The following is a 23,973-nucleotide window of genomic DNA, read 5'->3' on the forward strand; positions in this document are numbered from 1 at the left end:
GGGCCGTTTTCCTGAAAACACGGGCGGCATGGACCAGCCTGACCGTATCCACCTGCGCGACTATATCCTTTCGGCCGAGATCGGCGCGTTCCAGACCGAACGCGGCCAGCCGCAGCGCCTGCGCTTCAACATCGACGTGGAACTGGCGACCCATGTCGTCGGCGTCAACGACGAGGTGGACCGGATCCTTTCCTATGACATCCTGACCGGTGCCGTGGCGGCCGGGCTGGCGGATCGCCGCTATGACCTGCTCGAGACGCTGGCCGAGAAGATCGCGGCGCAGATCCTGGCGCATCCGCGCGCGGCGCAGGTCTCGGTCACGGTCGAGAAGCTGGACCGCATCCCCGGCGCGCTGGGGGTGACGCTGGTGCGCCGCCAGGCGCGGGTCGAGGCCGACCAGGTCCGGGCGCCGATCCGGGTGGTCTTTCACGGCCGCGACCTGGCCCTGCCCGAGGGCGCGGTGGCGCTGGTTCCCGATGCGCCGGGCCTGCCGCTGCCGCAGGGCGGCAACCTGCGCGAGATCGCGCTGCTGGCGCTGGACCAGGCCGCCTGGGCCTTGGCCGGCCGCCTGGGGCTGACCGTGGCCGACAGCCGCACTGAGCTGGACTGGGCCGCGACCGAAGGCCGCGCCGTGGTCTGGGCGCCCGCGCGCATGGTGCGCGACGTGGCCGGGCTGGCGGCCGAGCCGCAGGCGCTTGCGCTGTGGCTGGCCGAGCGGCTGGGGGCAAGCCGCCTCGACTGGGCGCTGCCCGAGGGCGCCGCCCAGCCGGCGTTGCCGGCAGGTTTTTGCATTCCGACCGCACGTCTTTGATCTTCGTGCTTGAATCGGCCGTGCGCCGGCGTAGAGACGCAAGGCATGACCGATTACTTCCGCCCCATCCCATCTGAGACGGGCCGCTGGCAGCTGGCCGGCGGCTGGGTGCGTTTCTCGCAATGCGAGCTTTTGCGCCGCGGCGAGGCGCCGCGCGTGGTGGACAGCGCCCCGGATGCGGTGCTGGCGGCGCTGACCGCGCCCCGCGCGCCGCTGCTGGGCCTGTCCCTGGACCGGCCGCGCATCATGGGCATCGTCAATGCCACGCCCGACAGCTTCTCGGACGGTGGCGCCTATGACGGGGCCGAGCAGGCGCGGCTGCTGGCCGCACAGGGGGCCGAGATCCTGGACATCGGCGGCGAATCGACCCGGCCCGGCGCGCGCGAGGTGCCGGTGGCCGAGGAAATCGCCCGCCTCGCCCCCGCCATCGCTGCGGGCTGTGGCCTGGCGGCGATCTCGGTCGATACCCGCAAGGCCGAGGTGGCGCGGGCCGCCATCGCAGCCGGGGCGGGGCTGGTCAACGATGTCTCGGGCTTCGACTTCGACCCGGCCATGGCCGGGACGGTGGCCGCGGCGGGCGTGCCGGTCTGCCTGATGCACGCCCAGGGCATCCCCGAGACGATGCAGGACAACCCGAGCTATGGCGACGTGCTGCTGGACGTCTATGACGCGCTGGCCGAGCGCATCGCGCGGGCCGAGGCGGCGGGCATCCCGCGCGACAGGATCGTGATCGATCCGGGCATTGGTTTCGGCAAGACGCAAGAGCATAATCTGGCCATCCTGCGGCGGATCTCGGTCTATCACGGGCTGGGCTGCGCCGTGCTGCTGGGCGTGTCGCGCAAGCGGTTCATCGGCGGCATCGGCGGGGCCGAGCGGCCGGCGGACCGGGTGCCGGGGACGCTGGCGGTGACACTCTACGGGATCGCGCAGGGCATACAGATCCACCGCGTCCATGACGTGGCAGAAACAAGGCAGGGCCTCGCCCTCTGGCGGGCCGTGACCATATAGACAAGATGAGCGGGGCAAGATGAGCAGGAAACTTTTCGGCACCGACGGCGTCCGGGGCCGCGCCAATACCCATCCGATGACGGCCGAGATGGCGCTGCGCCTGGGTGCCGCCGCCGGCCGCTATTTCCGCCGCAACGGCGAGGATCACCACCGCGTCGTCATCGGCAAGGACACGCGCCTGTCGGGCTACATGCTGGAAAACGCGCTGACGGCGGGGCTGACCTCGACCGGCATGAACGTGCTGCTCCTGGGCCCGGTGCCGACGCCGGCGGTGGGCTATCTGACGCGGTCCATGCGGGCGGATGTCGGCATCATGATCTCGGCCAGCCACAACCCGGCGCAGGACAACGGCATCAAGTTCTTCGGCCCCGACGGCTTCAAGCTGTCCGACGAGGCCGAGGCCGAGATCGAATCCATCGTCGCGGGCGAGATCGTCCCGGCCCAGCCGCAGAACATCGGCCGCGCCAAGCGCATCGACGACGGGCGCGGGCGCTATGTCGAATATGCCAAGACCACCTTCCCCTCGGGCCAGCGGCTTGAGGGGCTGAAGGTGGTGGTGGATTGCGCCAACGGTGCCGCCTATCGCGCCGCGCCGGACGTGCTGTGGGAACTGGGCGCCGAGGTGATCCCGCTGGGGGTTTCCCCCAACGGGCACAATATCAACGACGGGCTGGGCTCGACCCATCCCGAGGCCTGCGCCCGCGCGGTGCTGGAACATGGCGCCGACATGGGCATCAGCCTGGACGGCGATGCCGACCGGGTGATGATCGTGGACGAAAAGGGCCAGGTGGCGGATGGCGACCAGATCATGGCGCTGCTGGCCGACCGCTGGGCGGCGCAGGGCCGGCTGCGCGGCGGCGCGCTGGTGGCGACGGTGATGTCGAACCTGGGGCTCGAACGCTTCCTGCAAAGCCGCGGGCTGCGGCTGGAGCGCACCGCCGTCGGCGACCGCTACGTGGTCGAGCGGATGCGCGGCGCAGGCTTCAACCTGGGCGGCGAGCAGTCGGGCCATATCGTGATGACCGACTACGCCACCACCGGCGACGGGCTGATCGCCAGCTTGCAATTCCTGGCGGCGCTGGCGGACAGCGGCTGGCGCGCCTCGGACCTGGTGGCGCAGTTCGAGCCGGTGCCGCAACTCCTCAAGAACGTGCGCTATGCCCAGGGTGCCGATCCGCTGTCCCAGGATAGCGTCCAGGCCGAGATCGCGCGGGCCGAGGCGCGGCTGAACGGCTGCGGCCGGGTGCTGATCCGCAAGTCCGGCACCGAGCCCTTGATCCGGGTCATGGCCGAGGCCGAGGACGAGACCGTGCTGCGTGAGGTGGTCGAGAACATCGTCGCGGCGGTCGAGAGGGCCGCCTGACCGTCTGCGCCATCGCCTTGGTGGCGGCGTCGGCGGGAGTATTTGAGAAACCGTGAAACAGGCCTGGGCGCGCCATGGGGGCGCGGCCCGGCATTTTCTCTGTTCCCCAAATACCCATGCGACCGTGCCGGCGTCGCTGCCGTATGGGTATTTGGGGAACAGAGAAGTTCGGGTGCCCGGCTAAAGGGCCGTCGGGTCGTGGTCGTAGAGCCAGGCGAAGCGCTCGATCAGCCGGGTCGGGGCGAGGCGCGAGACGGCGCGCAGCCCGGCATGGGCGACCGCGCGGGTCGGGCCGCGCAGGTGATAGTTGCGGGCATTGGCATTGGCCGCCTCGACGATGCGTCGGCAGCGCGGCTGGCGCAGCGTCTGGAACCGCGCCAGCGCGGCTTCCTGGTCCGGGCCCGCGTCGAGGCAGGCGGCCAGCACCCAGGCATCCTCGATCGCCATGACCGCGCCCTGCGCCATGAAGGGCAGGGTGGGATGGGCCGCGTCGCCGATCAGCGCCCGCCGGCCGTCCTGCCAATGCGCGGCGACCGGGTGGCGGAAGAGGCCCCAGATGCCGACCTGCTCGACCCGGTCCAGCCAGCCGGGCACCGGGCCGCCGAAGCGGGCGAAGGCGGCGCGCAGCTCGGAGGGCTCGCCGAGGATGGACCAGCCTTCCTCCTGCCAGTCCGGCCGTTCGACCACGGCGACGATATTGCGCTGGCCCTGGCCCAGCGGATAGCTGACCAGGTGCCGGCCCGGTCCCATGAAGACCTGCGCCACCGGCGCGGCATCGGGTTCGGCCGGGATCAGCGCGCGCCAGGCGGTCTGGCCGGTGAAGAAGGGGGTTTCGGGGCCGTTCAGCACCGCGCGCAGGCGGCTTTTCACCCCGTCCGCACCGATCAGCAGCGGCACCTCGGGCAGTTCGGCGACGTCATGGCCCAGTTCGATGCGGGCGCCGGCTTCGCGCGCGGCCTCTTCCAGCAGGGCGACCAGCCGCGCGCGATGCACGAGGCGGAACGGATCTCCGGGGCGATGCCGCGCCAGGTCCAGCCGCGCCACCATGCGGCCGGTCGAATCGCGCAGCTCGACCCGTTCGGAGGGCAGCGAGATCGCCCGGAACCGCGATTCGAGCCCCAGCGCCGCAAGGACCCGGCAGGCATTGGGCGAGATCTGCAAGCCTGCGCCCACCTCGCGCAGGGCGCCGGCGCGTTCCAGCACCGTGACCTCTGCCCCGCGCTGCGCCAGGGCGCAGGCCGCGGTCAGGCCGGCCACGCCTGCGCCGATGATGGTGACGGGGTGATGCTTCAGGCCGGACATGGCGCCCTTGGCTGCGAAAGCGGCCCCCGAAGGGGCCGGCGGGTCAGTCGTCGCGATGCACGCGCTCGCGCCGTTCGTGGCGTTCCTGCGCTTCCAGCGTCATGGTGGCGATGGGGCGCGCGTCCAGCCGCTTGAGGCTGATCGGCTCGCCGGTCATTTCGCAATAGCCGTATTCGCCGGTCTCGATGCGGCGCAGCGCGGCGTCGATCTTGGTCACCAGCTTGCGCTGGCGGTCGCGGGTGCGCAGTTCCAGCGAGCGGTCGGTTTCCTCGGAGGCGCGGTCGGCCAGGTCCGGCACGTTGCGGGCGCTGTCCTGAAGACCTTCCAGCGTTTCCGCGGATTGGTCCAGAAGTTCCTGCTTCCATGCGATCAGCTTGCGGCGGAAATACTCCAGTTGCCGTTCATTCATGAAAGGTTCGTCTTCGGCGGGGCGATAATCTTCGGGCAGAAAGGTCTGGGCTTTCATCGTTCCTCCGGGAGCCGGGCGACTGGATGCCCGATCCTTGGCGCCCGCATAAAGTATGGCAGACCAATTGTCACTAGCCCATTCCGACAGGTTTTCCTCGGCGGCTTGCGAAGCCGGCGGGTGCTGGCTAGGGTCGCGCAGATTGCGCAAAGGACAGGCGAATGCAGTTTTCATCGACCGAAACCTATGTGGCTCCTGCCGACCTGGCCATGGCCGTGAACGCGGCGATCACGCTGGAGCGCCCGCTGCTGGTCAAGGGCGAGCCGGGCACCGGCAAGACCGAACTGGCGCGCCAGGTCGCGGCCAGCCTGGACCTGCCCATCGTCGAATGGAACGTGAAATCGACCACCCGCGCGCAGCAGGGGCTTTACGAATACGACGCCGTGTCGCGGCTGCGCGACAGCCAGCTGGGCGAGGCGCGGGTTCACGACATTTCGAACTACATCCGCAAGGGCAAGCTGTGGCAGGCCTTCGAGGCGCCCGGCAAGGTGGTGCTGCTGATCGACGAGATCGACAAGGCCGACATCGAGTTTCCGAACGACCTGCTGCAGGAACTCGACCGCATGGAGTTCCATGTCTACGAGACCGGCGAGATGGTGCGGGCGCGGCACCGGCCCGTTGTCATCATCACCTCGAACAACGAAAAGGAGCTGCCCGACGCCTTCCTGCGCCGCTGCTTCTTCCACTACATCCGCTTTCCCGATGCCGAGACGCTGAAGCGCATCGTCGACGTGCATTATCCGGGACTGAAGCCGCGGCTGCTCGATGAGGCGCTGAGCCAGTTCCTGGAACTGCGCGAGGTGCAGGGGCTGAAGAAGAAGCCCTCGACCAGCGAACTCCTGGACTGGCTCAAGCTGATCCTGGCCGAGGATCTGGCGCCCGAGGATCTGCGCCGCCCCGCCGGCGAGATGCTGCCCAAGCTGCATGGCGCGCTGCTGAAGAACGAGCAGGACGTGGCGCTGTTCGAGCGGCTGGCCTTCATGGCGCGGCGGCAGCGATGATCCGCGCCCTGCGTCCCGATGACCGCAAGGGCTGGCAGCGGCTTTATGAGGGCTACCAGGCCTTCTACGGTTTCGCGGACCGGCCGCCCTCGTTTTACGACCGCGCCTTTGGCAGGCTGATGGCACGCGATCCGCGCGATTTTCACGGGCTGGTGGCCGAGGCGGACGGCCGGCTGCTGGGCCTGACGCATTACGTCTTTCACCCGAACCTGTGGCGCGACGAGGGGGTCTGCTATCTGCAGGATCTGTTCACCGCCCCCGAGGCCCGCGGCCGCGGCATCGCCCGCGCCCTGATCGAGGGCGTCTATGCCGAGGCCGATCGCGCCGGCATTCCCGCCGTCTACTGGCTGACGGCCGAGGACAATTATCCGGGGCGGATGCTCTATGACCGGGTGGGGCAGAAGTCGCCCTTCATTCGCTACAACCGCAAGCTGTAATGCAAGGGGCGGCCCGAAGGCCGCCCCCGCGATCTTCTGTCCCTCGCCTCAGCGCAGGCCGGTGGCTTGCAGCAGGCCCTTGCGCTTGGCCTCGTAGTAATAGCCGCGGGAATACCATTTCACCGCGGCGTCCTTGTTGCCGTCGGCGACCATATAGGCGCCGCGGAGGTATTTGACGCCGTACTTCAGGTTCGTCTCGGCATCCAGCAGCCCGGCGGGCTGGCCGCGATAGCCCATGCCGCGCGCGGTGGCGGGCAGGATCTGCATCAGCCCGTAATAGGGGCCGTTGCGGGCGCCCGGCCGATGGGTCGATTCGCGGATGATGACGCGATGCACCAGGTCCACCGGCACGTCGTATTCCGCGGCGTATTTGTTGATCAGCCGGCGCAGTTCCAGCGTCTCGTTGGGGTGCAGCGCGGCGACCTGGGCCGCCGAGGCGCGGGGTTCGACCAGATAGCGGCGGTCGGGATCGACCCGGTTGTCGCCGCAGGCGCCGACGGCCAGCGTGCCGGCCAGCGCCAACAGTCCGATAATGGATTTCATGACTGCCCCTTGTCTTTTCATTGACCAAGGGATTAGCCGCAGCTGCCAGAGTCGGGGAAATCAAAAGAAAGGACCGCCCGGTTCAGGGGCGGTCCGTCGGCGGAAACCCGCCGCAGCGCAGCGGCGGTTTCGGTGGCGATCCGCCGATCAGGCGTGGATCGCGCCGTCGCCGCAGGCCAGGGCGGCCTCGCGCACCGCTTCCGAGCAGGTCGGATGCGCGTGGCAGGTCAGCGCGATGTCCTGGGCCGAGGCGCCGAATTCCATCGCCACGCAGACCTCGTGGATCATCTCGCCGGCGTTCGGGCCGATGATGTGGCAGCCCAGCACCCGGTCGGTCTCGGCATCGGCGATCATCTTGACGAAGCCCTCGGCCTGGAACAGGGCCTTGGCGCGGGCATTGCCCATGAAGGGGAACTTGCCGACCTTGACCTTGCGGCCGCTTTCCTTTGCGGCTTCCTCGGTCAGGCCGACCGAGGCGACCTCGGGCGTGGTATAGATCACGCCGGGGATCACGTCGTAGTTCACATGGCCATGCTTGCCGGCGATGACTTCGGCCACCGCCATGCCCTCGTCCTCGGCCTTGTGGGCCAGCATCGGGCCGGGCACCGCGTCGCCGATGGCATAGATGCCCTTGACGCTGGTCTGCCAATGCTCGTCGATCTGGACGAAGCCGCGGTCGGTCAGCGCGACGCCGACCTTGTCGAGGCCAAGCCCGGCGACATAGGGGCGGCGGCCGGTGGCGACCAGCACGCATTCGGCCTTGATCTCATGCTCGCTGTCGTCCTTGCGCAGCTTGTATGTGACTTCGGCCTTGCCCTTTTCGACCTCGACCTCGGACACTGCGGCGCCGAGGACGAATTTCAGCCCCTGCTTGGCCAGGATCTTCTGGAACTGCTTTTGCACCTCGCCGTCCATGCCGGGGGTGATGGCGTCCAGGAACTCGACCACCGTCACCTCGGCCCCCAGGCGGGCATAGGCCGAGCCCAGCTCCAGCCCGATCACCCCGGCGCCGATCACCACCATCGACTTGGGAATCTTGGGCAGGGACAGGGCGCCGGTCGAATCGACCACCACGCCGGCGGCGTTGTCGACCTCGACCCCCTTCAGGCTGGCCGGTTCCGAGCCCGAGGCGATGACGATGTTCTTCGTCTCATGGATCTGGTCGCCGACCTTGACCTTGCCGGGCGCCTCGATGCTGGCCCAGCCCTTGAGCCAGTCGATCTTGTTCTTCTTGAACAGGAACTCGATGCCCTTGGTGTTGCCGGCGACCGTTTCGGCCTTGTAGCCCTGCATCTTTTCCCAATCGACCTTGGGCTTGGCGCCCATCAGGCCCATCTTTTCGAAGTTCTCGTGGGTTTCGTGCAGCATGTGGCTGGCATGCAGCAGCGCCTTGGAGGGGATGCAGCCGACGTTCAGGCAGGTTCCGCCCAGCGTCTCGCGCCCCTCGACGCAGGCGACCTTCAGGCCCAGCTGGGCGGCGCGGATCGCACAGACATAGCCGCCGGGACCGGCGCCGATCACGATCAGGTCATAGGTGGACATTCGGGTCTCCTTGCAGTTCGCGGCGCCTTTCGCGGTGCCGCCCGTTCGATTCAGGTGAATAAGGCGATCAGGATCATCGTCAGCGTGGCGACGAACCCCACCCCCCAGATGACCGAGCGCCAGGGCGACCAGCCATAGGCATAGGCGGGAACATAAAGCAGCCGCGCCAGCAGGTAGCTCCAGGCGCAAAGCACGGTCAGGGCCGAGCCGGCATCCGAAAGCACTACCAGCACGACGGCGATGGTAAAGAGGATCAGCCCCTCGAAATGGTTGTCCACGGCGCGGCGCAGGCGGCCGGTCAGGGCGGAAAACTCGGGCTGGCGGTCGCGCGGGCTGGCGTTCCACTTCGCGCCGACATCGCGGTTCATCGAGGCGGCGGCCAGGCCGATCTGCACGGCTTGCAGCAGCGCGGCCAGCGCCAGGGCGGTGGTCTCGGCGGCCATCAGGCGGTCTCGACGAAATGGAATGCGGTGGCCGAGACGCCGGCCTGGCTGTTGAAGACGCCCGCGGCGCCTTCCAGGTAAGCCTTCGCGGCGGCCGCGTCCCCGACCTGGAACAGCGCCCAGGCGCTCTGGTCGCTTTCGCGCCACAGTTGCAGCAGCGACAGGCCGTTATTGCCGCGATCCTCGGCATCCGCGTCGAAGGCGGCGCGGAAGCGGGCGTAATCGGCGATGCTGTAATGGGCGATCATCTGGGTCATGGAAGACTCCTCCGTTTCGGCCCGGCTTCCCGTCGGGATGAGCGGCAAGGCGGCCCCGTGCGGGTCAACGGGAACAGGCCGGAAAGAGTTGCGCGGCGCCTTGGGCTGGCCGGGGGCGGGCCTGCCGCCCCCGGAAGGCAGGGATCACAGATCCATCAGCAGGCGGCGCGGATCCTCCAGCGCTTCCTTGACGCGGACCAGGAAGGTCACGGCGCCCTTGCCGTCGACGATGCGGTGGTCGTAGCTCAGCGCCAGATACATCATCGGCCGGATGACGATCTGCCCGTCCACCACCACGGGGCGGTCCTGGATCTTGTGCATGCCCAGGATGCCCGATTGCGGCGGGTTCAGGATCGGCGAGGACATCAGCGAGCCATAGACGCCGCCGTTCGAGATGGTGAAGGTGCCGCCCTGCATTTCCGCCATGGTCAGCTTGCCGTCGCGGGCGCGCAGGCCCAACTCGGCGATCTCCTTCTCGATCCGGGCGAAGCTCTTCTGGTCGGCGTCGCGCACCACCGGGACCACCAGGCCGTTCGGCGTGCCCACCGCCACGCCCATGTGGACGAAGTTCTTGTAGACCACGTCGCCGCCGTCGATCTCGGCATTGACCTCGGGCACTTCCTTCAGCGCGTGGCAGCAGGCCTTCACGAAGAAGGACATGAAGCCCAGCTTGACCTTGTGCTTCTTCTCGAACTGGTCCTTGTAGGTGTTGCGCAGGTCCATGATGCCCTTCATGTCCACCTCGTTATAGGTGGTCAGCATCGCGGCGGTGTTCTGCGCGTCCTTGAGCCGGCGGGCGATGGTGGCGCGCAGGCGGGTCATCTTGACGCGCTCCTCGCGGGCGGCGTCCTCGGCGGAACTCGGCGCGCGCGGCGCCTGGGCGGGGGCCGGGGCGGGCGAGGCGGCGGCAGGGGCGCGGGCCACGTCCTCTTTCATCACCCGGCCGTCGCGGCCGGTGCCGGTGACGGCATCGCGGCCGACCCCGGCCTCGGCCATGGCCTTCTTGGCCGAAGGGGCGTCCTCGACATCCTTGCGCGGCGCGGGCGTTTCCGGGCCGGCGCCGGGCGATTGCACGGCGGCTGCGGCGGCCGCCGGGGCCTCGGCCTTGGGGGCCGCGGTCGCGCCTTCGGTGATGATGGCCAGCCTGGCGCTGGCCTCGACCGTCGCGCCCTCGGGGGCCAGGATCTCGGCCAGCACGCCCGCGGCGGGGGCCGGCACCTCGACCGAGACCTTGTCGGTCTCAAGCTCGCACAGCATCTCGTCCTGCGCGACCGCGTCGCCGACCTTCTTGAACCAGGTCGCGACCGTCGCTTCGGTCACGCTTTCGCCCAGGGTGGGCACCATCACGTCGACGGATTTTCCGCTCATCTTCCTCTGTCCTTCCTGAGCCTTCGTGCCCGCATCAGCCTTGGGCAACATTTCTTCCGGGCCGGCATCGCCCTGTTCCATGATCTGCGCGAGCAGCGCGTTCGGCGCGACCACCGTGCCCTCGGGCGCGACGATCTCGGCCAGCTTGCCGGCGACGGGCGAGGGCACCTCGACCGTCACCTTGTCGGTTTCCAGCTCGCACAGCATTTCATCCACGGCGACGCGGTCGCCCGGTTTCTTGAACCAGGTGGCCACCGTCGCCTCGGATACCGATTCCCCAAGCGTGGGGACGCGTAGTTCCACTGCCATGTCAGGCCCCGATGGTGATCGCTTCGTGGACCAGGGCCTCCTGCTCGGCCTTGTGGCGCGAGGCAAGCCCGGTGGCCGGCGAGGCCGCGGCATGGCGGCCGACATAGCGCGGCCGGCCGTGCTTGGCGCCGATGCGCGACAGCACCCATTCGATATTGGGCTCGACGAAGCTCCAGCCGCCCTGGTTCTTGGGTTCTTCCTGGCACCAGACGATCTCGGCATCCTTGAAGCGTTCCAGCTCCTTGGACATGCTCTGGGCCGGGAAGGGATAGAACTGCTCGAGCCGCAGGATATGCACATCCTCGGCACCGGCGGCGTCGCGGGCCTGCGCGAGGTCGTAATAGACCTTGCCCGAGCAGATCACCACGCGGCGGATCTTGTCGTCCGGGGCCAGCTTGAACTCGGACTTGCCGCGGTCGGCATCGTCCACCAGCACGCGGTTGAAGGTCGAGCCGGCCAGGAACTCGTCCGCCGTGGACACCGCCAGCGGGTGGCGCAGCAGCGATTTCGGCGTCATCAGCACCAGCGGCTTGCGGAAGGGCCGCTTCAGCTGCCGGCGCAGGATGTGGAAATAGTTCGCCGGCGTGGTGCAGTTCGCCACGATCCAGTTGTCCTCGGCGCACATCTGCAGCCAGCGCTCCAGCCGGGCCGAGCTGTGTTCCGGGCCCTGGCCCTCATAGCCATGCGGCATCAGCATGACGAGGCCGGACATGCGCAGCCATTTCTTTTCGCCCGAGGTGATGAACTGGTCGAACATGATCTGGGCGCCGTTGGCGAAATCGCCGAACTGGGCCTCCCACATGACCAGGCTGTTCGGCTCGGCCAGCGAATAGCCGTATTCGAAGCCCAGCACCGCATATTCCGACAGCATCGAGTCGATGGCCTCGTAGCGCGCCTGCCCGCCGCGGATGTGGTTCAGCGGGTAGTAGCGTTCCTCGGTCGCCTGGTCGACGAAGGCCGAATGGCGCTGCGAGAAGGTGCCGCGGGTCGAATCCTGCCCGGCGAGGCGCACCGGATGCCCCTCCAGCAGCAGCGAGCCGAAGGCCAGCGCCTCGCCCGTGGCCCAGTCGAAGCCCTGGCCGGTCTCGAACATCTGCTTCTTGGATTCCAGCAGGCGGCCGACGGTCCTGTGCAGGTCGAAGCCTTCGGGCACGCGGGTCAGCGCGCCGCCGATCTCGGCCATGGTCTCGGGCGCGATGCCGGTCTGGCCCAGGTTCTCCTCGGCATGCTCGGCCTCGAGCCCCGACCATTTGCCGTCCAGCCAGTCGGCCTTGTTCGGCTTGAAGTTCTTGCCGACCTCGAACTCCTCGTTCAGATGGGCCTGGAAGGCGGCCTTCATCTCTTCGATCTCGCCCTCGGGGACCAGGCCGTCGGCGACCAGCCGCTCGGTATAGCGTTGCAGCGTGGTCTTCTGGCCCTTGATCTTCTTGTACATCACCGGGTTGGTGAACATCGGCTCGTCGCCTTCGTTGTGACCGAAGCGGCGATAGCAGAAGATGTCGATGACCACGTCCTTGTGGAATTTCTGCCGGAACTCGGTCGCGACCTTGGCGGCATGGACCACCGCCTCGGGGTCGTCGCCGTTGACGTGGAAGATCGGCGCCTCGACCATCAGCGCGATGTCGGTCGGATAGGGCGAGGTGCGGCTGAAATGCGGCGCGGTGGTGAAGCCGATCTGGTTGTTCACCACGATATGGATGCAGCCGCCGGTGCGGTGGCCCTTGATGCCGGAAAGCTGGAAGCATTCCGCCACGATGCCCTGGCCGGCAAAGGCCGCGTCGCCATGCAGCAGGATCGGCAGCACCGCCGTGCGATAGGTCTGGTCGGACAGCTGGTCCTGCTTGGCGCGGACCTTGCCCAGCACCACCGGGTTCACCGCCTCGAGGTGCGAGGGGTTCGCGGTCAGCGACAGGTGGACGGTGTTGTCGTCGAAAGTGCGGTCCGACGATGCGCCGAGGTGATATTTCACGTCGCCCGAGCCGTCCACGTCGTCGGGCTTGTAGCTGCCGCCCTGGAATTCGTGGAAGATGGCGCGATAGGGCTTGCCCATCACATTGGCCAGGACCGACAGGCGGCCGCGGTGCGGCATGCCGATCACCACGTCCTTGACGCCAAGCGCGCCGCCGCGCTTGATGATCTGCTCCATCGCCGGGATCAGCGCCTCGCCGCCGTCAAGGCCGAAGCGCTTGGTGCCCATATACTTGACATGCAGGAACTTCTCGAAGCCCTCGGCCTCGACCAGCTTGTTGAGGATGGCGCGGCGCCCCTCGCGGGTGAAGGCGATCTCCTTGCCGTAGCCCTCGATCCGCTCCTTGAGCCAGCCGGCCTCTTCGGGGTTCGAGATATGCATGAACTGCAGCGCGAATGTGCCGCAATAGGTGCGGCTCATCAGGTCGACGATCTGGCGGATCGTGGCGATCTGCAGGCCAAGCACGTTGTCGATGAAGATCGGCCGGTCCAGGTCGGCCTCGGTGAAGCCGTAGGTCTTGGGGTCCAGCTCGCCGTGGTCGGGGATCTCGCGCATGCCCAGCGGATCCAGGTCGGCATGCAGGTGGCCGCGGATGCGGAAGGCGCGGATCAGCATGATGGCGCGGACGCTGTCCAGCACGGCGCGCTTGAGCTGCTCGTCGGTCAGGTTCACGCCCTTTTCGCCGGCCTTGGCGGCGATCTTGTCCAGCGCCGCCTTGGCCTCGGACTTGGGCAGCATCGGCCATTCGCCGGTCAGCGCCGCGGTGGTGTCGTCGGCGGGCACCGGCGGCCAGTCGGCGCGCTGCCAGCTTGCGCCCTTGGCCTCGCGGGTGACGACGGTCTCCTCGTCGCCCAGGCTGCGGAAGAAGGCGTCCCACGCCTGATCCACCGCCGCCGGGTTCTGGGCCCATTGGCCGTAAAGCTGCTCGACATAGGCCGCGTTATGGCCCTGCAGGAAGCTCGAATCGTGGAAGGCCGAGTTTGGGGATTGATCGTTCATTGGCTTGCCTCCGGGAAATCCTATCCGTTCGCGCCTTGATCAGGGGCGGTCGCATTGTTCGGGCCATGTCCGGGGGTGGTCCCGGCCATCAGCCTGGTCTGAAGATCCTGATACCATGCCGGCAGCCCGGCGCGCGGCTGGCGCAGCAGGGCGGGCAGGTTGCGGCCGGCCAGCAGGGCGCCGCGGAATTGCGGCAGATCCCAGCGGCCTCCGGCGATGTCCTTGGGCAGTTCGGCCAGCGTCATGCGCAGGTACCACAGCGCATAGCGGGCCAGGTCGCGGCCCTGCCGCTCGGAATTGCGGCGGACGAAATAGGCGATGTTGAGCATGGCCAGCATGGTGCTGATCCGGCGCCGGTCGCGGCCTGCCGCCGCCTCGAAATGGTGGATATGCGCATCCGGCGCGATGGCCAGCATCCCGTGCCGGCCAAAGCGATAGCTGGCATCCAGATCCTCGGCGATCGAACTGCCGGCCAGCCCTTCGTCGAAGGGTTCGCGCAGCGCCAGGTGGCGGCGCAGGGTCATGGCGAAGCCGACGATGAAATCGACGCGCAGCAGCCCCTGCGGCAGGGTGGCGTCGCCCTGCCAGCGCCGCTCGGGGCGGTCGTAGCCCAGGAAGCGCTGCTCGGCCGGGATCATCAGCAGGTGGTGCAGGGCAAGGTCGATGCCGCGCTGCACCGGCCCCGCCCGGCCCCTGGCCAGCGCGCCGGCGCGGTTGGTCTGCTTGCGTTCGTCCCCGGCCTTCGCGCCGGCCAGCGGCGCATTGCGGGCCGAGATGGCGACGATCCGGCCCTGCGTGTCGGCGCGGTAATGCGCCATGATCTGCGCGGCGCAACCCGAATGCAGCAGCGCGTCGTCGTCGATCATGAACAGGATGTCGGCACGGGCCAGCGCGACGGCCTGGTTGCGCTGCACGGTCAGCGATTTGCGCCGGGCCGGCACATAGGTCAGCGGACAGCCGCCGGCCGCGGCGATCACCGCCTCGACCCCTTCACGGTTCTGCGCCCAGTCGGCGCTGGCATCGACGATGACGATCTCGGCCGGCCGCTCGGTCGAGGCCATCGCGGCACGTACGCAATCGCAAAGCAGCTTGCCGCGCTGATAGGTCGAGACGCAAAGCGCCCAGTCCTGCGCCGCCACGGGCGAGGCGGGGCGTTCCGCCGGCGGTTGGGGCTGCGGGATCATGCCGCGCCTCGATTGGGCAGCGGGGCAGGGCCGCAGGCCGGGCAGGGCGCTGCCCCGGCGGTTCTGGCGACGATCTGGCGACGACGGCGGTCCAATCTGGCACCTGCTGGTAAGGTCTGGCGCGGCCCCCGCTAAAGGTAGGCAGGGGCCGCGCCCAAGTCAAAAGCCTTGCGGCAAAGTTACCGGCCGAGCGCTTTCAGCACCGCCTCGCCCAGGCCCGCGGGGCTGTCGGCGACGATGATCCCGGCCGATTTCATGGCCTCGATCTTGGATTCCGCGTCGCCCTTGCCGCCCGAGACGATGGCGCCGGCATGGCCCATGCGGCGGCCCTTCGGCGCGGTGCGCCCGGCGATGAAGCCGGCGGTCGGCTTCCACTTGCCCTTGCGCTTCTGCTCGGCCAGGAATTCGGCGGCCTCTTCCTCGGCGGAACCGCCGATCTCGCCGATCATGATGATCGACTCGGTTTCGGGGTCGTCCAGGAACATGCGCAGCACGTCGATATGCTCCATGCCCTTGATCGGGTCGCCGCCGATGCCGACCGCGGTGGACTGGCCCAGGCCGACGTCGGTGGTCTGCTTCACCGCCTCATAGGTCAGGGTGCCCGAGCGCGACACGACGCCCACCGACCCGCGCGAGAAGATCGAGCCCGGCATGATGCCGATCTTGCATTCGCCCGGCGTCAGGATGCCGGGGCAGTTCGGGCCGATCAGCGTGGACTTGCTGTCGATCAGCGCGCGCTTGACCCGCATCATGTCGAGGACCGGGATGCCCTCGGTGATGGCGACGATCAGCGGGATTTCCGCGTCGATGGCTTCCAGGATCGAATCGGCCGCGAAGGGCGGCGGGACATAGATCACGGACGCATTGGCGCCGGTTTTTTCCACGGCCTCGTGGACCGAGTTGAAGACCGGCAGGTCCAGATGCGTCGTGCCGCCCTTGCCGGGGGTCACGCCGCCGACCATCTGCGTGCCATAGGCGATGGCCTGTTCGGTGTGGAAGGTGCCCTGGGATCCGGTGATCCCCTGGCAGATGACTTTGGTGTCTTTGTTGACGAGAACGGCCATTCAAGCCTCCTGCAAAAATCAAGTTCATGCGGGCCTATGCCCGCATCATTTCGTATCTCGGCTTAGCGTGATGGTCGCCAGCGGCTCGGAATGGCTGTATCTGCCGGAAAGGCTGAAACTGATATCGCCTTTCGTAAAGGTCGAACGCCCTCCAGTGTCGGCCACCGGCTGGTAGCCTTGGGCAATCATTTCCGAATGGACCGTGCGGAATGACGAATATCCCACGTCACGCCTGACGTCGATGTCACATGGGATTGGTCCATTAGGGTCGCTGACCTTTATGATGTCGACCTTCTCGAACAGGCCTTTGCCCGCAACAGGTTCCATTCGGGTATAGGAGTAGGCGCCCGTCCATTCCCGCGTGATCGTATAGCCCTGTCCAAGCAGTGATTGCAGGGTTTGTGGCCCCTGCAATTCGCTTGCAAGACAGGCTCGCGTGGCAATTCGTAGCTGTTCAGCCCTGTCAAACGGTGCTTGAGCCGCAGCCGGCACGACTTCAGGCGCATTTTCAGCACCGGCCGGAATGCCTTCGTAGTTCGTGCAGGCAGAAAGACTGGCCGCGCTCAGCATACAAATCACCGCGATCCGCATTAGCCCTTGACCGCCTTGACGATCTTCTGCGCCGCATCCGACAGGTCGTCGGCCGCGATCACGTTCAGGCCCGACTCGCCGATGATCTGCTTGCCCAGCTCCACGTTGGTGCCCTCAAGCCGCACGACCAGCGGGACTTGCAGACCAACTTCCTTCACCGCGGCGATGATGCCTTCCGCGATGATGTCGCAGCGCATGATGCCGCCGAAGATGTTGACCAGGATGCCTTTGACGTTCGGGTCCGAGGTGATAATCTTGAACGCCTCGGTCACTTTCTCCTTGGTGGCGCCGCCGCCGACGTCGAGGAAGTTCGCCGGCTCCGCGCCGAACAGCTTGATGATGTCCATCGTCGCCATCGCCAGGCCGGCGCCGTTGACCATGCAGCCGATCTCGCCGTCCAGCGCGATATAGTTCAGGTCGAATTTCGAGGCGGCGAGTTCCTTGGGGTCTTCCTCGGTCTCGTCGCGCAGCGCCAGGATGTCGGGCTGGCGATAAAGGGCGTTGTTGTCGAAGCCCATCTTCGCGTCCAGCGCCTTGAGGTTGCCGTCCTTCATCACGATCAGCGGGTTGATCTCCAGCATCTCCATGTCCTTCTCGATGAACATGCGATACAGGTTCTTGACCAGCGCCACGCATTGCTTGACCTGCGGGCCCGAAAGACCCAGGGCGAAGGCCACGCGGCGGCCGTGGAAATCCGAAAGCCCCGAGGCCGGATCGACGCTGAAGGTCACGATCTTTTCCGGGGTCGAGGCGGCGACTTCCTCGATGTCCATGCCGCCTTCGGTCGAGGCGACGAAGCTGACGCGCGAGGTGCCGCGGTCGACCAGCAGCGCCAGATACAGCTCGCGCTCGATGTCGCTGCCGTCCTCGATATAGATGCGGTTGACCTGCTTGCCGGTCTCGCCCGTCTGGTGGGTGACGAGGGTGCGGCCCAGCATCTGGCGGGTCAGCTCCTCGGCCTCTTCCACCGATTTGGCCAGGCGGACGCCGCCTTTTTCACCGGCTTCCTTTTCCTTGAAGTGACCCTTGCCACGGCCGCCGGCGTGGATCTGGGCCTTGACGACCCAGAGCGGCCCGTCGAGTTCCCCCGCCGCCGCCTTGGCCTCGTCGGCCTTCATCACCACCCGCCCGTCCGAGACCGGCGCGCCGTATTGGCGCAGCAACGCCTTGGCCTGGTATTCATGGATGTTCATCGTCTTCCCCCGCAGTTGTCGGTTGGCGGGGCTTGTGCCACATTCCACGCCGGCGCCAAAGCCCCATGAAGGGCGAAATCCCTAAAACTGGCGGTAATCCGCCTTTTGTGATCACAGTTTTCGAGGCTGTGATCGCAAATCCCCGGCTGCCGGGACGGCGGGGCGGGAATCCCCGGCCTGGGCCGGCGCTTTCGCGTCCCGGATCAGGGCGCGCCGGGGGTCAGGCAGGGCCCAGGAGGTCCGCACGGCCAGCGGTTCGTCCGCCGCGGCGCTGGCCTGCCTTATGCTGCGCGGGCCGTGCGTCCGCGCCATGAAAAAGCCCCGCCGCAGCCGGCGGGGCCTGTCCTTGCCGTCGCTGGCCGGCGATCAGGCCAGGGTGGCGTCGATGCCCTTGCAGGCCGCGACCAGCCCTTTGACCGCGTCCACGGACTTGTCGAACATCGCCTGCTCGTCCTTGTCCAGGGTGATGTCGATGACGCGCTCGATGCCGCCGGCGCCGATCACGGTCGGCACGCCGACATAGAGCCCGTCCAGCCCATAGGCGCCCTTCACATAGGCGGCGCAGGGCAGCACGCGCTTCTGGTCCTTGAGATAGGCTTCCGCCATCTCGATGGCCGAGGTCGCGGGCGCATAGAAGGCCGAGCCGGTCTTCAGCAGGCCGACGATCTCGGCGCCGCCGTCGCGGGTGCGCTGCACGATGGCGTCCAGCTTGTCCTGGGTGGTCCAGCCCATCTTGACCAGGTCGGGCAGCGGGATGCCGGCCACGGTCGAATAGCGGGTCAGCGGCACCATGGTGTCGCCATGGCCGCCCAGCACGAAGGCGGTCACGTCGCGCATCGAGACGCCGAATTCCAGCGACAGGAAGTGGCGGAAGCGGGCCGAATCGAGCACGCCGGCCATGCCGACGACCTTTTCATGCGGCAGGCCGCTGAACTCGCGCAGCGCCCAGACCATGGCGTCCAGCGGGTTGGTGATGCAGATCACGAAGGCGTTCGGGGCATGCTGCTTGATGCCCTCGCCCACGGATTTCATGACCTTGAGGTTGATGCCCAGCAGGTCGTCGCGGCTCATGCCCGGCTTGCGGGGCACGCCGGCGGTGACGATGCACACATCGGCGCCGGCGATGTCGGCATAATCGTTGGCGCCCTTCATGACGGCGTCGAAACCCTCGGACGGGCCCGATTGCGCGATGTCGAGCGCCTTGCCCTGGGGCGTGCCCTCGGCGATGTCGAACAGGACGACGTCGCCCAGCTCCTTCATCGCGGCCAGATGCGCCAGCGTGCCGCCGATCTGTCCCGCACCGATGAGTGCGATCTTGGGTCGGGCCATGTTAACCTCCGATTTCCATGATGGTTCGCGCGGTGGCCTAGTCCCTCGGGATGAGAATCGCAAGCCTTGGCTGCGGGTCCGCCGCGAAAACCGCTGTTGTCAACCGCTAACATGGAAATGGCGGCGGCGTATTGCCGCGGTTGCGCCGCTGGATTACTCGGGAGGGGCGGGACACGGGGGCGCGCGGATGGAGATGCTGGGCTGGGTGCTGGCGGTGATCGCCGCCTTTTCGATCGGGCTGGCCAAGGGAGGGCTGTCCATGGTCGGCACCATCTCGGTGCCGCTGCTGGCGCTGGTCATGTCGCCGGTGCAGGCGGCGGGCATCCTGCTGCCGGTCTATATCATCTCGGACATCGGCGGGCTGATCGCCTTTCGCCGCGATTTCGACGCGCGGGTGCTGCGGACGCTGGTGCCGGGCGCGATCACCGGCATCGCCCTGGGCTGGGCCACCGCGCATCACGTCGACGACGCGCAGGTCGGGCTGATCGTCGGCGTGATCGGCCTGGCCTTTGCGCTGAACGCCCTGCTGCGCAGCCGGGTCAGCGCCAGCGCCCGGCCGCCGCGCTGGGGGGCGGGCAGCTTCTGGGGCACGATCTCGGGCTATACCAGCTTCGTGTCGCATTCGGGCGCGGCACCCTATCAGGTCTATGCCCAGCCCCTGCGCATGACGCCGATGACCTATGCCGGCACCACGACGATCTTCTTTGCCATCTGCAATGCGGTGAAGCTGATTCCCTATGCCATGCTGGGCCAGCTGTCGGCGCATAACCTGTCGGTGGCCGCCGTGCTGATGGTGCCCGGCGTGCTGGGCGTGCTGGCGGGACTGTGGCTGGTGCGGCGGATGTCTGCGCAGGTCTTCTATGGCTTCATCACCTGGGCGCTGATGCTGGTTTCGGCCAAGCTGATCTGGGACGGGATCTGATGCCGCAGTGCGGCAAATCGGTGCTTGCGATTCGCTTCCTTTCGGGGCAGGTTCGCGCAAGATTATTACGCGAGGCCCCGATGACCCGTCCCTATCGTTCCGTCCTCTATATTCCGGCCGCCAATGTGCGGGCCATGGAAAAGGCCCAGGCGCTGGCCGCCGATGCGATCATCTTCGATCTCGAGGATGCGGTGGCGCCCGCCGAGAAGGTGGGGGCGCGGGACTTGCTGGCCAAAGCGCTGCAGGCCGATTACGGCGGCCGGGTGCGGATCGTCCGCATCAACGGCATGGACACCGAATGGGGCGAGGGCGACGCCCGCGCCTTTGCCTCGGGCGCCGATGCGGTGCTGGTGCCCAAGGTCAGCCGCGGCGCCGACCTGGACCGGGTGGCGGCGCTGGTGCCCGACACTCCGCTCTGGGCGATGATGGAGACGGCCGAGGGCATGCTGAACGCCGCCGAGATCGCCGCCCATCCGCGCCTGCAGGGCATGGTGATGGGCACCAACGACCTGGCCAAGGAGCTGAACAGCCGCTTTCGCGCCGACCGGCTGCCGATGATGGCGGGGCTGGGCCTGTGCCTGCTGGCCGCGCGGGCGCATGGCCGGGTCATCGTGGACGGCGTGTTCAACGCCTTCAAGGACGACGAGGGGTTGCGCGCCGAATGCGAGCAGGGCCGCGACATGGGCTTCGACGGCAAGACCCTGATCCACCCGGCACAGCTGGCCATTGCCAACGAGGTCTTTGCGCCGTCGGAAGCCGAGGTCGATCTGGCCCGCCGCCAGATCGAGGCCTTCGACGAGGCGCAGGCCCAGGGCAAGGGCGTCGCGGTGGTGGACGGCAGGATCGTCGAGAACCTGCATGTCGAGACCGCCCGCGTCACTTTGGCCAAGGCCGCGGCGATTGCCGCGCTGGCAGGGTGATGGCAAAGTAAGCGCCATTTACATCCAGCGAAAGGACAAAGCCAGATGTTGATCCTGATCCTTGGCGTGGCGCTTTGGTGGGCGGCGCATCTTCTCAAGCGGCTGGCACCGGGGCCGCGCGACCGGCTGGGCCGGGGCGGCGTGGCGGGGGCGCTGGCGGTCTCGGTGGTGCTGATGGTGATCGGCTATCGCATGGCGGACGGTCCCCATTGGTGGGGCGCGACCGCACCGCTGAAGGGCGTCAACAACCTGCTGGTGCTGCTGGGCTTCTATCTTTTCGCCGTCGCCGGCATGAAGACCCGCCTGGCCCGCCATATCCGCCACCCGCAGCTGACCGGCTTTGCGCTCTGGGCCCTTGCGCATCTGCTGCCCAATGGCGACCTGCCCAGTTTCGTGCTGTTCGGCGGGCTGCTGCTCTGGTCGCTGGTCGAGATGGCCGTGATCAACCGCGCGCAGCCGGGCTGGACCCCGCCCGCCGGGCCGTTCCCGGTCCGCAAGGAGGCGATGGCCGCGGTCGGCACCGTGGTCCTGTTCGGGGTCGTGGCGCTGGTCCACGCCTGGCTGGGCTATAACCCCTTTGGAGGCTGACATGCCCAAGATCTATCGCCTGCTGACCGAGGACGACACCTCGGCCTTCTGCCACAAGGTCAGCGAGGCGTTGTCGAAGGGCTGGGAGCTGCATGGCGACCCCGCCTATGCCTTCGACGCGGCGCGCGGCGTGATGCGCTGCGCCCAGGCCGTCACCAAGCAGATCGAGGCGGATTATCACCCGGACATGAAACTGGGCCAGCAATAGGAAACCACCATGAGCAAGACCAATCCGGGCCGCTTCTTCGAGGATTACCGCGTCGGCCAGGTGATCCGCCACGCCGTCCCCCGCACCGTGGCCGAGGGCGAGCGCGCGCTTTACCATGCGCTCTACCCGGCGCGGCACGCGCTTTATTCCTCGGACGAGTTCGCGGCCGCCTCGGGTCTGGACGGCAGCCCGCTGGACGACCTGATCGCCTTTCACATCGTCTTCGGCAAGTCAGTCCCCGACATCAGCCTGAACGCGGTGGCGAACCTGGGTTATGCCGAGGGCCGCTGGCTGAAGCCGGTCTGGCCGGGCGACACGCTGCGCTCCGAATCCGAGGTGATCGGGCTCAAGGAGAACTCCAACGGCAAGTCCGGCGTGGTCTGGGTCCGCACCCGCGGCCTGAACCAGATGGACGAGGTGGTGCTGGACTATGTGCGCTGGGTCATGGTGCGCAAGGGCGACGACGCGGCGCCGGCGCCCGAGCCGGTGGTGCCGGAACTGGCGAAATCGGTCGCGCCCTCCGATCTGGTGCTGCCCGAGGGGCTGGATTTCCTGCAATACGACTTCGGCCTGGCCGGCGAGCCGCACCGCTGGGGCGACTATGAGGTCGGCGAGGTCATCGACCATGTGGACGGCGTCACCATCGAGGAGGCCGAGCATATGCTGGCCACCCGGCTGTGGCAGAACACCGCCAAGGTGCATTTCGACGCCACCTTCCGCGAGGACGGCAAGCGGCTGATCTATGGCGGCCATGTCATCAGCATGGCCCGCGCGCTCAGCTTCAACGGGCTGGCCAATGCGCAGATGATCGTGGCGCTGAACGGCGGGGCCCATGCCAATCCCTGCTTTGCCGGGGACACCATCCGCGCCTGGTCCGAGGTGCTGGACAAGGCTGACACCCATGCGCCGGGCGTCGGCGCGATCCGGCTGCGGCTGGTGGCGCACAAGGGCGCGGCCGGTGATCACGCCCTGCGCGGCGAGGATGGAAAATATGCCCCGCAGGTGCTGCTGGACCTGGATTACTGGGCCCTGATGCCGAAATGACCGCCCTGCGCCCCGGCGCGGCCGGCCCGCGACTCGCGGCCGCGCCGGGGTTGAACATGACCGAATCCCTCGGTTATCCGGGGAAATCCGGCGAGTCCGTCCTGATACCGCAATCATTCGAAAGGGTCGGAGCCTGCCCGTGATCACAGCTGGCGTTTGCGTGATCACAAAAACGGAAAATCTGTCGCATATCCGCCTTACGTCTGGCATCCACCCGTGACAGATGCGACAAGGCGGCTAAAAGCAAACCCAATTTCGGCCAGCCCTCGCCGCCAGCCGTCGCGTGCGGGGCCTGAACGCAGGAGAGCGCATCATGGCTGACGTCAACCGGGGCAACCGGCCATTGTCACCGCATTTGCAGGTCTATCGCCTGCCCATCGCCGCAATCACCTCGATCATGACCCGCATCACCGGGCACGCGCTGGTCGCCGGGATCGTGCTGATCACCTGGTGGCTGGTCGCCGCCGTCACCTCGCCGGGCGCCTTCGCCTGCGCGGACTGGGTGATGCGGTCCTGGCTGGGCTTCATCATCCTGACCGGCTCGATGTGGTCGCTGTGGTATCACCTGCTCGCCGGGCTGCGCCACCTGGCCTATGACGCGGGCTACGGGCTGGAGATCGAGGAAGCGCGCAAATCCAGCCAGGCGCTGATCGCGGGTTCGGTCGTCCTGGCCGTGCTGACGCTGATCATCTTCTTCGCGTTCTGAGGAAAGGGCAGGATCATGCGTTACATCACCCCCCGCAAAGCTGCCGAAGGCCTGGGCTCGGCGCACGAGGGCACCCAGCACCACTGGGCCATGACCGTCTCGGCCGTCGCGCTGACCGTGCTGACGCCGCTGTTCATGATCGTGGTCGCCCGCGCCATCGGCCTGTCGCAGGAACAGCTGCTGGCCTATTTCGGCCGGCCCTTCCCGGCGCTCATCACCGCTCTGTTCGTGATCGTGGGCATGGTCCACTTCATCAAGGGCACGCGGATCATGATCGACGATTATTTCCAGGGTGGCGTGCGCAAGGCCGCCATCATCTTTTCCGTGATCTTCGGCTGGGCGGTCATCGCCGCCGCCGTCTATGCGCTGGCCCGGATGGGCCTTGGCGCGATCGTCGTCCTCTGAG

The 23,973-nt window shown here is 67.6% G+C and carries 25 protein-coding genes; 12 read left to right on the plus strand and 13 right to left on the minus strand.

The features are described 5' to 3' along the window. The first annotated feature begins 28 nt into the window (after positions 1 to 28). The 3 genes from E3U25_RS22225 to glmM are packed head-to-tail and all read left to right on the plus strand — an operon-like array spanning position 29 to position 3,182. A complete protein-coding gene (locus E3U25_RS22225; protein WP_116223033.1) occupies positions 29 to 811 on the plus strand; it encodes a dihydroneopterin aldolase in 783 nt (260 codons plus the stop codon). A 45-nt stretch (positions 812 to 856) separates the two neighbouring features. Continuing rightward, on the plus strand, positions 857 to 1,819 hold the full coding sequence (gene folP / locus E3U25_RS22230; RefSeq protein WP_116223032.1) for a dihydropteroate synthase: 963 nt from the start codon (positions 857 to 859) through the stop codon (positions 1,817 to 1,819). 19 nt (positions 1,820 to 1,838) lie between these two features. Further along, on the plus strand, positions 1,839 to 3,182 hold the full coding sequence (gene glmM / locus E3U25_RS22235) for a phosphoglucosamine mutase (protein WP_116223031.1): 1,344 nt from the start codon (positions 1,839 to 1,841) through the stop codon (positions 3,180 to 3,182). A gap of 180 nt (positions 3,183 to 3,362) precedes the next feature. Here the strand turns inward: glmM and E3U25_RS22240 are convergent, their stop codons facing one another. Together E3U25_RS22240 and dksA are read right to left on the minus strand one after the other, a co-directional pair. Then, the gene (locus E3U25_RS22240) at positions 3,363 to 4,541 is read right to left on the minus strand and encodes an FAD-dependent oxidoreductase (protein WP_255469742.1); all 1,179 of its coding nucleotides are present in this window, start codon (positions 4,539 to 4,541) and stop codon (positions 3,363 to 3,365) included. After that, on the minus strand, positions 4,528 to 4,950 hold the full coding sequence (gene dksA / locus E3U25_RS22245) for an RNA polymerase-binding protein DksA (protein WP_036750287.1): 423 nt from the start codon (positions 4,948 to 4,950) through the stop codon (positions 4,528 to 4,530). The genes E3U25_RS22240 and dksA overlap by 14 nt, the downstream gene beginning before the upstream one ends. 161 nt (positions 4,951 to 5,111) lie before the next feature. Here dksA and E3U25_RS22250 point away from each other — a divergent pair, with 161 nt between their 5' ends. Together E3U25_RS22250 and E3U25_RS22255 are read left to right on the plus strand one after the other, a co-directional pair. Beyond that, on the plus strand, positions 5,112 to 5,951 hold the full coding sequence (locus E3U25_RS22250) for an AAA family ATPase (RefSeq protein WP_116223030.1): 840 nt from the start codon (positions 5,112 to 5,114) through the stop codon (positions 5,949 to 5,951). Further along, on the plus strand, positions 5,948 to 6,388 hold the full coding sequence (locus E3U25_RS22255; protein ID WP_116223029.1) for a GNAT family N-acetyltransferase: 441 nt from the start codon (positions 5,948 to 5,950) through the stop codon (positions 6,386 to 6,388). Before E3U25_RS22250 ends, E3U25_RS22255 begins: the two co-directional genes overlap by 4 nt. 48 nt (positions 6,389 to 6,436) lie before the next feature. Here E3U25_RS22255 and E3U25_RS22260 read toward each other — a convergent pair whose 3' ends face one another. From E3U25_RS22260 to mdh, 11 genes are all read right to left on the minus strand, one after another. Continuing rightward, positions 6,437 to 6,931 (minus strand): lytic transglycosylase domain-containing protein, encoded by a 495-nt coding sequence (locus E3U25_RS22260; protein WP_116223028.1) that lies wholly within the window; start codon positions 6,929 to 6,931, stop codon positions 6,437 to 6,439. A gap of 147 nt (positions 6,932 to 7,078) precedes the next feature. Next, on the minus strand, positions 7,079 to 8,473 hold the full coding sequence (gene lpdA, locus E3U25_RS22265) for a dihydrolipoyl dehydrogenase (protein WP_036750277.1): 1,395 nt from the start codon (positions 8,471 to 8,473) through the stop codon (positions 7,079 to 7,081). 50 nt (positions 8,474 to 8,523) lie between these two features. Next, on the minus strand, positions 8,524 to 8,916 hold the full coding sequence (locus E3U25_RS22270; protein ID WP_036750274.1) for an MAPEG family protein: 393 nt from the start codon (positions 8,914 to 8,916) through the stop codon (positions 8,524 to 8,526). Beyond that, positions 8,916 to 9,173, minus strand: coding sequence for a hypothetical protein (locus E3U25_RS22275; RefSeq protein ID WP_036750271.1), 258 nt, complete (start codon positions 9,171 to 9,173; stop codon positions 8,916 to 8,918). The genes E3U25_RS22270 and E3U25_RS22275 overlap by 1 nt, the downstream gene beginning before the upstream one ends. 144 nt (positions 9,174 to 9,317) lie before the next feature. Beyond that, the gene (gene odhB / locus E3U25_RS22280) at positions 9,318 to 10,850 is read right to left on the minus strand and encodes a 2-oxoglutarate dehydrogenase complex dihydrolipoyllysine-residue succinyltransferase (protein ID WP_116223027.1); all 1,533 of its coding nucleotides are present in this window, start codon (positions 10,848 to 10,850) and stop codon (positions 9,318 to 9,320) included. A 1-nt stretch (position 10,851) separates the two neighbouring features. After that, positions 10,852 to 13,818 carry a 2-oxoglutarate dehydrogenase E1 component gene (locus E3U25_RS22285; RefSeq protein WP_036750265.1) on the minus strand — a complete coding sequence of 989 codons (2,967 nt, stop codon included), beginning with the start codon at positions 13,816 to 13,818 and terminating at the stop codon, positions 10,852 to 10,854. 20 nt (positions 13,819 to 13,838) lie between these two features. Next, positions 13,839 to 15,002 carry a glycosyltransferase family 2 protein gene (locus E3U25_RS22290; RefSeq protein WP_116223026.1) on the minus strand — a complete coding sequence of 388 codons (1,164 nt, stop codon included), beginning with the start codon at positions 15,000 to 15,002 and terminating at the stop codon, positions 13,839 to 13,841. Positions 15,003 to 15,181: 179 nt separating this feature from the next. Next, on the minus strand, positions 15,182 to 16,066 hold the full coding sequence (gene sucD, locus E3U25_RS22295; RefSeq protein ID WP_036750260.1) for a succinate--CoA ligase subunit alpha: 885 nt from the start codon (positions 16,064 to 16,066) through the stop codon (positions 15,182 to 15,184). A 45-nt stretch (positions 16,067 to 16,111) separates the two neighbouring features. Beyond that, the gene (locus E3U25_RS22300; RefSeq protein WP_140846942.1) at positions 16,112 to 16,657 is read right to left on the minus strand and encodes a hypothetical protein; all 546 of its coding nucleotides are present in this window, start codon (positions 16,655 to 16,657) and stop codon (positions 16,112 to 16,114) included. Further along, positions 16,657 to 17,850: an ADP-forming succinate--CoA ligase subunit beta gene (gene sucC, locus E3U25_RS22305; protein WP_036750254.1), complete on the minus strand. Its 1,194-nt coding sequence runs from the start codon at positions 17,848 to 17,850 to the stop codon at positions 16,657 to 16,659. Before sucC ends, E3U25_RS22300 begins: the two co-directional genes overlap by 1 nt. A gap of 366 nt (positions 17,851 to 18,216) precedes the next feature. Beyond that, the gene (gene mdh, locus E3U25_RS22310) at positions 18,217 to 19,179 is read right to left on the minus strand and encodes a malate dehydrogenase (protein ID WP_036750251.1); all 963 of its coding nucleotides are present in this window, start codon (positions 19,177 to 19,179) and stop codon (positions 18,217 to 18,219) included. Between the two features lie 187 nt (positions 19,180 to 19,366). On the opposite strand from mdh, the gene E3U25_RS22315 reads away from it, so the two are divergent. The 7 genes from E3U25_RS22315 (at position 19,367) to sdhD (ending at position 23,972) form a co-directional block, all read left to right on the plus strand. Beyond that, a complete protein-coding gene (locus tag E3U25_RS22315; protein ID WP_072461034.1) occupies positions 19,367 to 20,101 on the plus strand; it encodes a sulfite exporter TauE/SafE family protein in 735 nt (244 codons plus the stop codon). Positions 20,102 to 20,181: 80 nt separating this feature from the next. Beyond that, on the plus strand, positions 20,182 to 21,021 hold the full coding sequence (locus E3U25_RS22320; protein WP_116223025.1) for an HpcH/HpaI aldolase/citrate lyase family protein: 840 nt from the start codon (positions 20,182 to 20,184) through the stop codon (positions 21,019 to 21,021). A 45-nt stretch (positions 21,022 to 21,066) separates the two neighbouring features. Then, the gene (locus E3U25_RS22325; RefSeq protein ID WP_072461032.1) at positions 21,067 to 21,609 is read left to right on the plus strand and encodes an NnrU family protein; all 543 of its coding nucleotides are present in this window, start codon (positions 21,067 to 21,069) and stop codon (positions 21,607 to 21,609) included. 1 nt (position 21,610) lies between these two features. After that, positions 21,611 to 21,817, plus strand: coding sequence for a DUF1737 domain-containing protein (locus E3U25_RS22330; RefSeq protein WP_036750239.1), 207 nt, complete (start codon positions 21,611 to 21,613; stop codon positions 21,815 to 21,817). A gap of 9 nt (positions 21,818 to 21,826) precedes the next feature. Further along, positions 21,827 to 22,861 carry a MaoC family dehydratase gene (locus E3U25_RS22335; RefSeq protein ID WP_072461030.1) on the plus strand — a complete coding sequence of 345 codons (1,035 nt, stop codon included), beginning with the start codon at positions 21,827 to 21,829 and terminating at the stop codon, positions 22,859 to 22,861. 313 nt (positions 22,862 to 23,174) lie between these two features. Beyond that, complete coding sequence (sdhC, locus tag E3U25_RS22340; protein WP_036750387.1) at positions 23,175 to 23,567, plus strand: succinate dehydrogenase, cytochrome b556 subunit; 393 nt, start codon at positions 23,175 to 23,177, stop codon at positions 23,565 to 23,567. Between the two features lie 15 nt (positions 23,568 to 23,582). Then, the gene (gene sdhD / locus E3U25_RS22345) at positions 23,583 to 23,972 is read left to right on the plus strand and encodes a succinate dehydrogenase, hydrophobic membrane anchor protein (protein ID WP_036750234.1); all 390 of its coding nucleotides are present in this window, start codon (positions 23,583 to 23,585) and stop codon (positions 23,970 to 23,972) included. Position 23,973: the final 1 nt, after the last annotated feature.

The organism is Paracoccus versutus (assembly GCF_029909795.1).
GTDB lineage: Bacteria > Pseudomonadota > Alphaproteobacteria > Rhodobacterales > Rhodobacteraceae > Paracoccus > Paracoccus versutus.

Coding starts and splice junctions, on each gene's coding strand:
- E3U25_RS22260 (WP_116223028.1), bottom strand. CDS start 6,931: ATGAAATCCATTATCGGACTGTTGGCGCTGGCCGGCACGCTGGCCGTC.
- E3U25_RS22255 (WP_116223029.1), top strand. CDS start 5,948: ATGATCCGCGCCCTGCGTCCCGATGACCGCAAGGGCTGGCAGCGGCTT.
- odhB (WP_116223027.1), bottom strand. CDS start 10,850: ATGGCAGTGGAACTACGCGTCCCCACGCTTGGGGAATCGGTATCCGAG.
- dksA (WP_036750287.1), bottom strand. CDS start 4,950: ATGAAAGCCCAGACCTTTCTGCCCGAAGATTATCGCCCCGCCGAAGAC.
- E3U25_RS22275 (WP_036750271.1), bottom strand. CDS start 9,173: ATGACCCAGATGATCGCCCATTACAGCATCGCCGATTACGCCCGCTTC.
- E3U25_RS22290 (WP_116223026.1), bottom strand. CDS start 15,002: ATGATCCCGCAGCCCCAACCGCCGGCGGAACGCCCCGCCTCGCCCGTG.
- E3U25_RS22325 (WP_072461032.1), top strand. CDS start 21,067: ATGTTGATCCTGATCCTTGGCGTGGCGCTTTGGTGGGCGGCGCATCTT.
- lpdA (WP_036750277.1), bottom strand. CDS start 8,473: ATGTCCACCTATGACCTGATCGTGATCGGCGCCGGTCCCGGCGGCTAT.
- E3U25_RS22330 (WP_036750239.1), top strand. CDS start 21,611: ATGCCCAAGATCTATCGCCTGCTGACCGAGGACGACACCTCGGCCTTC.
- E3U25_RS22250 (WP_116223030.1), top strand. CDS start 5,112: ATGCAGTTTTCATCGACCGAAACCTATGTGGCTCCTGCCGACCTGGCC.
- sucC (WP_036750254.1), bottom strand. CDS start 17,850: ATGAACATCCATGAATACCAGGCCAAGGCGTTGCTGCGCCAATACGGC.
- E3U25_RS22320 (WP_116223025.1), top strand. CDS start 20,182: ATGACCCGTCCCTATCGTTCCGTCCTCTATATTCCGGCCGCCAATGTG.
- E3U25_RS22315 (WP_072461034.1), top strand. CDS start 19,367: ATGGAGATGCTGGGCTGGGTGCTGGCGGTGATCGCCGCCTTTTCGATC.
- folP (WP_116223032.1), top strand. CDS start 857: ATGACCGATTACTTCCGCCCCATCCCATCTGAGACGGGCCGCTGGCAG.
- E3U25_RS22225 (WP_116223033.1), top strand. CDS start 29: ATGGACCAGCCTGACCGTATCCACCTGCGCGACTATATCCTTTCGGCC.
- sdhD (WP_036750234.1), top strand. CDS start 23,583: ATGCGTTACATCACCCCCCGCAAAGCTGCCGAAGGCCTGGGCTCGGCG.
- E3U25_RS22270 (WP_036750274.1), bottom strand. CDS start 8,916: ATGGCCGCCGAGACCACCGCCCTGGCGCTGGCCGCGCTGCTGCAAGCC.
- E3U25_RS22285 (WP_036750265.1), bottom strand. CDS start 13,818: ATGAACGATCAATCCCCAAACTCGGCCTTCCACGATTCGAGCTTCCTG.
- E3U25_RS22335 (WP_072461030.1), top strand. CDS start 21,827: ATGAGCAAGACCAATCCGGGCCGCTTCTTCGAGGATTACCGCGTCGGC.
- glmM (WP_116223031.1), top strand. CDS start 1,839: ATGAGCAGGAAACTTTTCGGCACCGACGGCGTCCGGGGCCGCGCCAAT.
- sucD (WP_036750260.1), bottom strand. CDS start 16,066: ATGGCCGTTCTCGTCAACAAAGACACCAAAGTCATCTGCCAGGGGATC.
- sdhC (WP_036750387.1), top strand. CDS start 23,175: ATGGCTGACGTCAACCGGGGCAACCGGCCATTGTCACCGCATTTGCAG.
- E3U25_RS22300 (WP_140846942.1), bottom strand. CDS start 16,657: ATGCGGATCGCGGTGATTTGTATGCTGAGCGCGGCCAGTCTTTCTGCC.
- mdh (WP_036750251.1), bottom strand. CDS start 19,179: ATGGCCCGACCCAAGATCGCACTCATCGGTGCGGGACAGATCGGCGGC.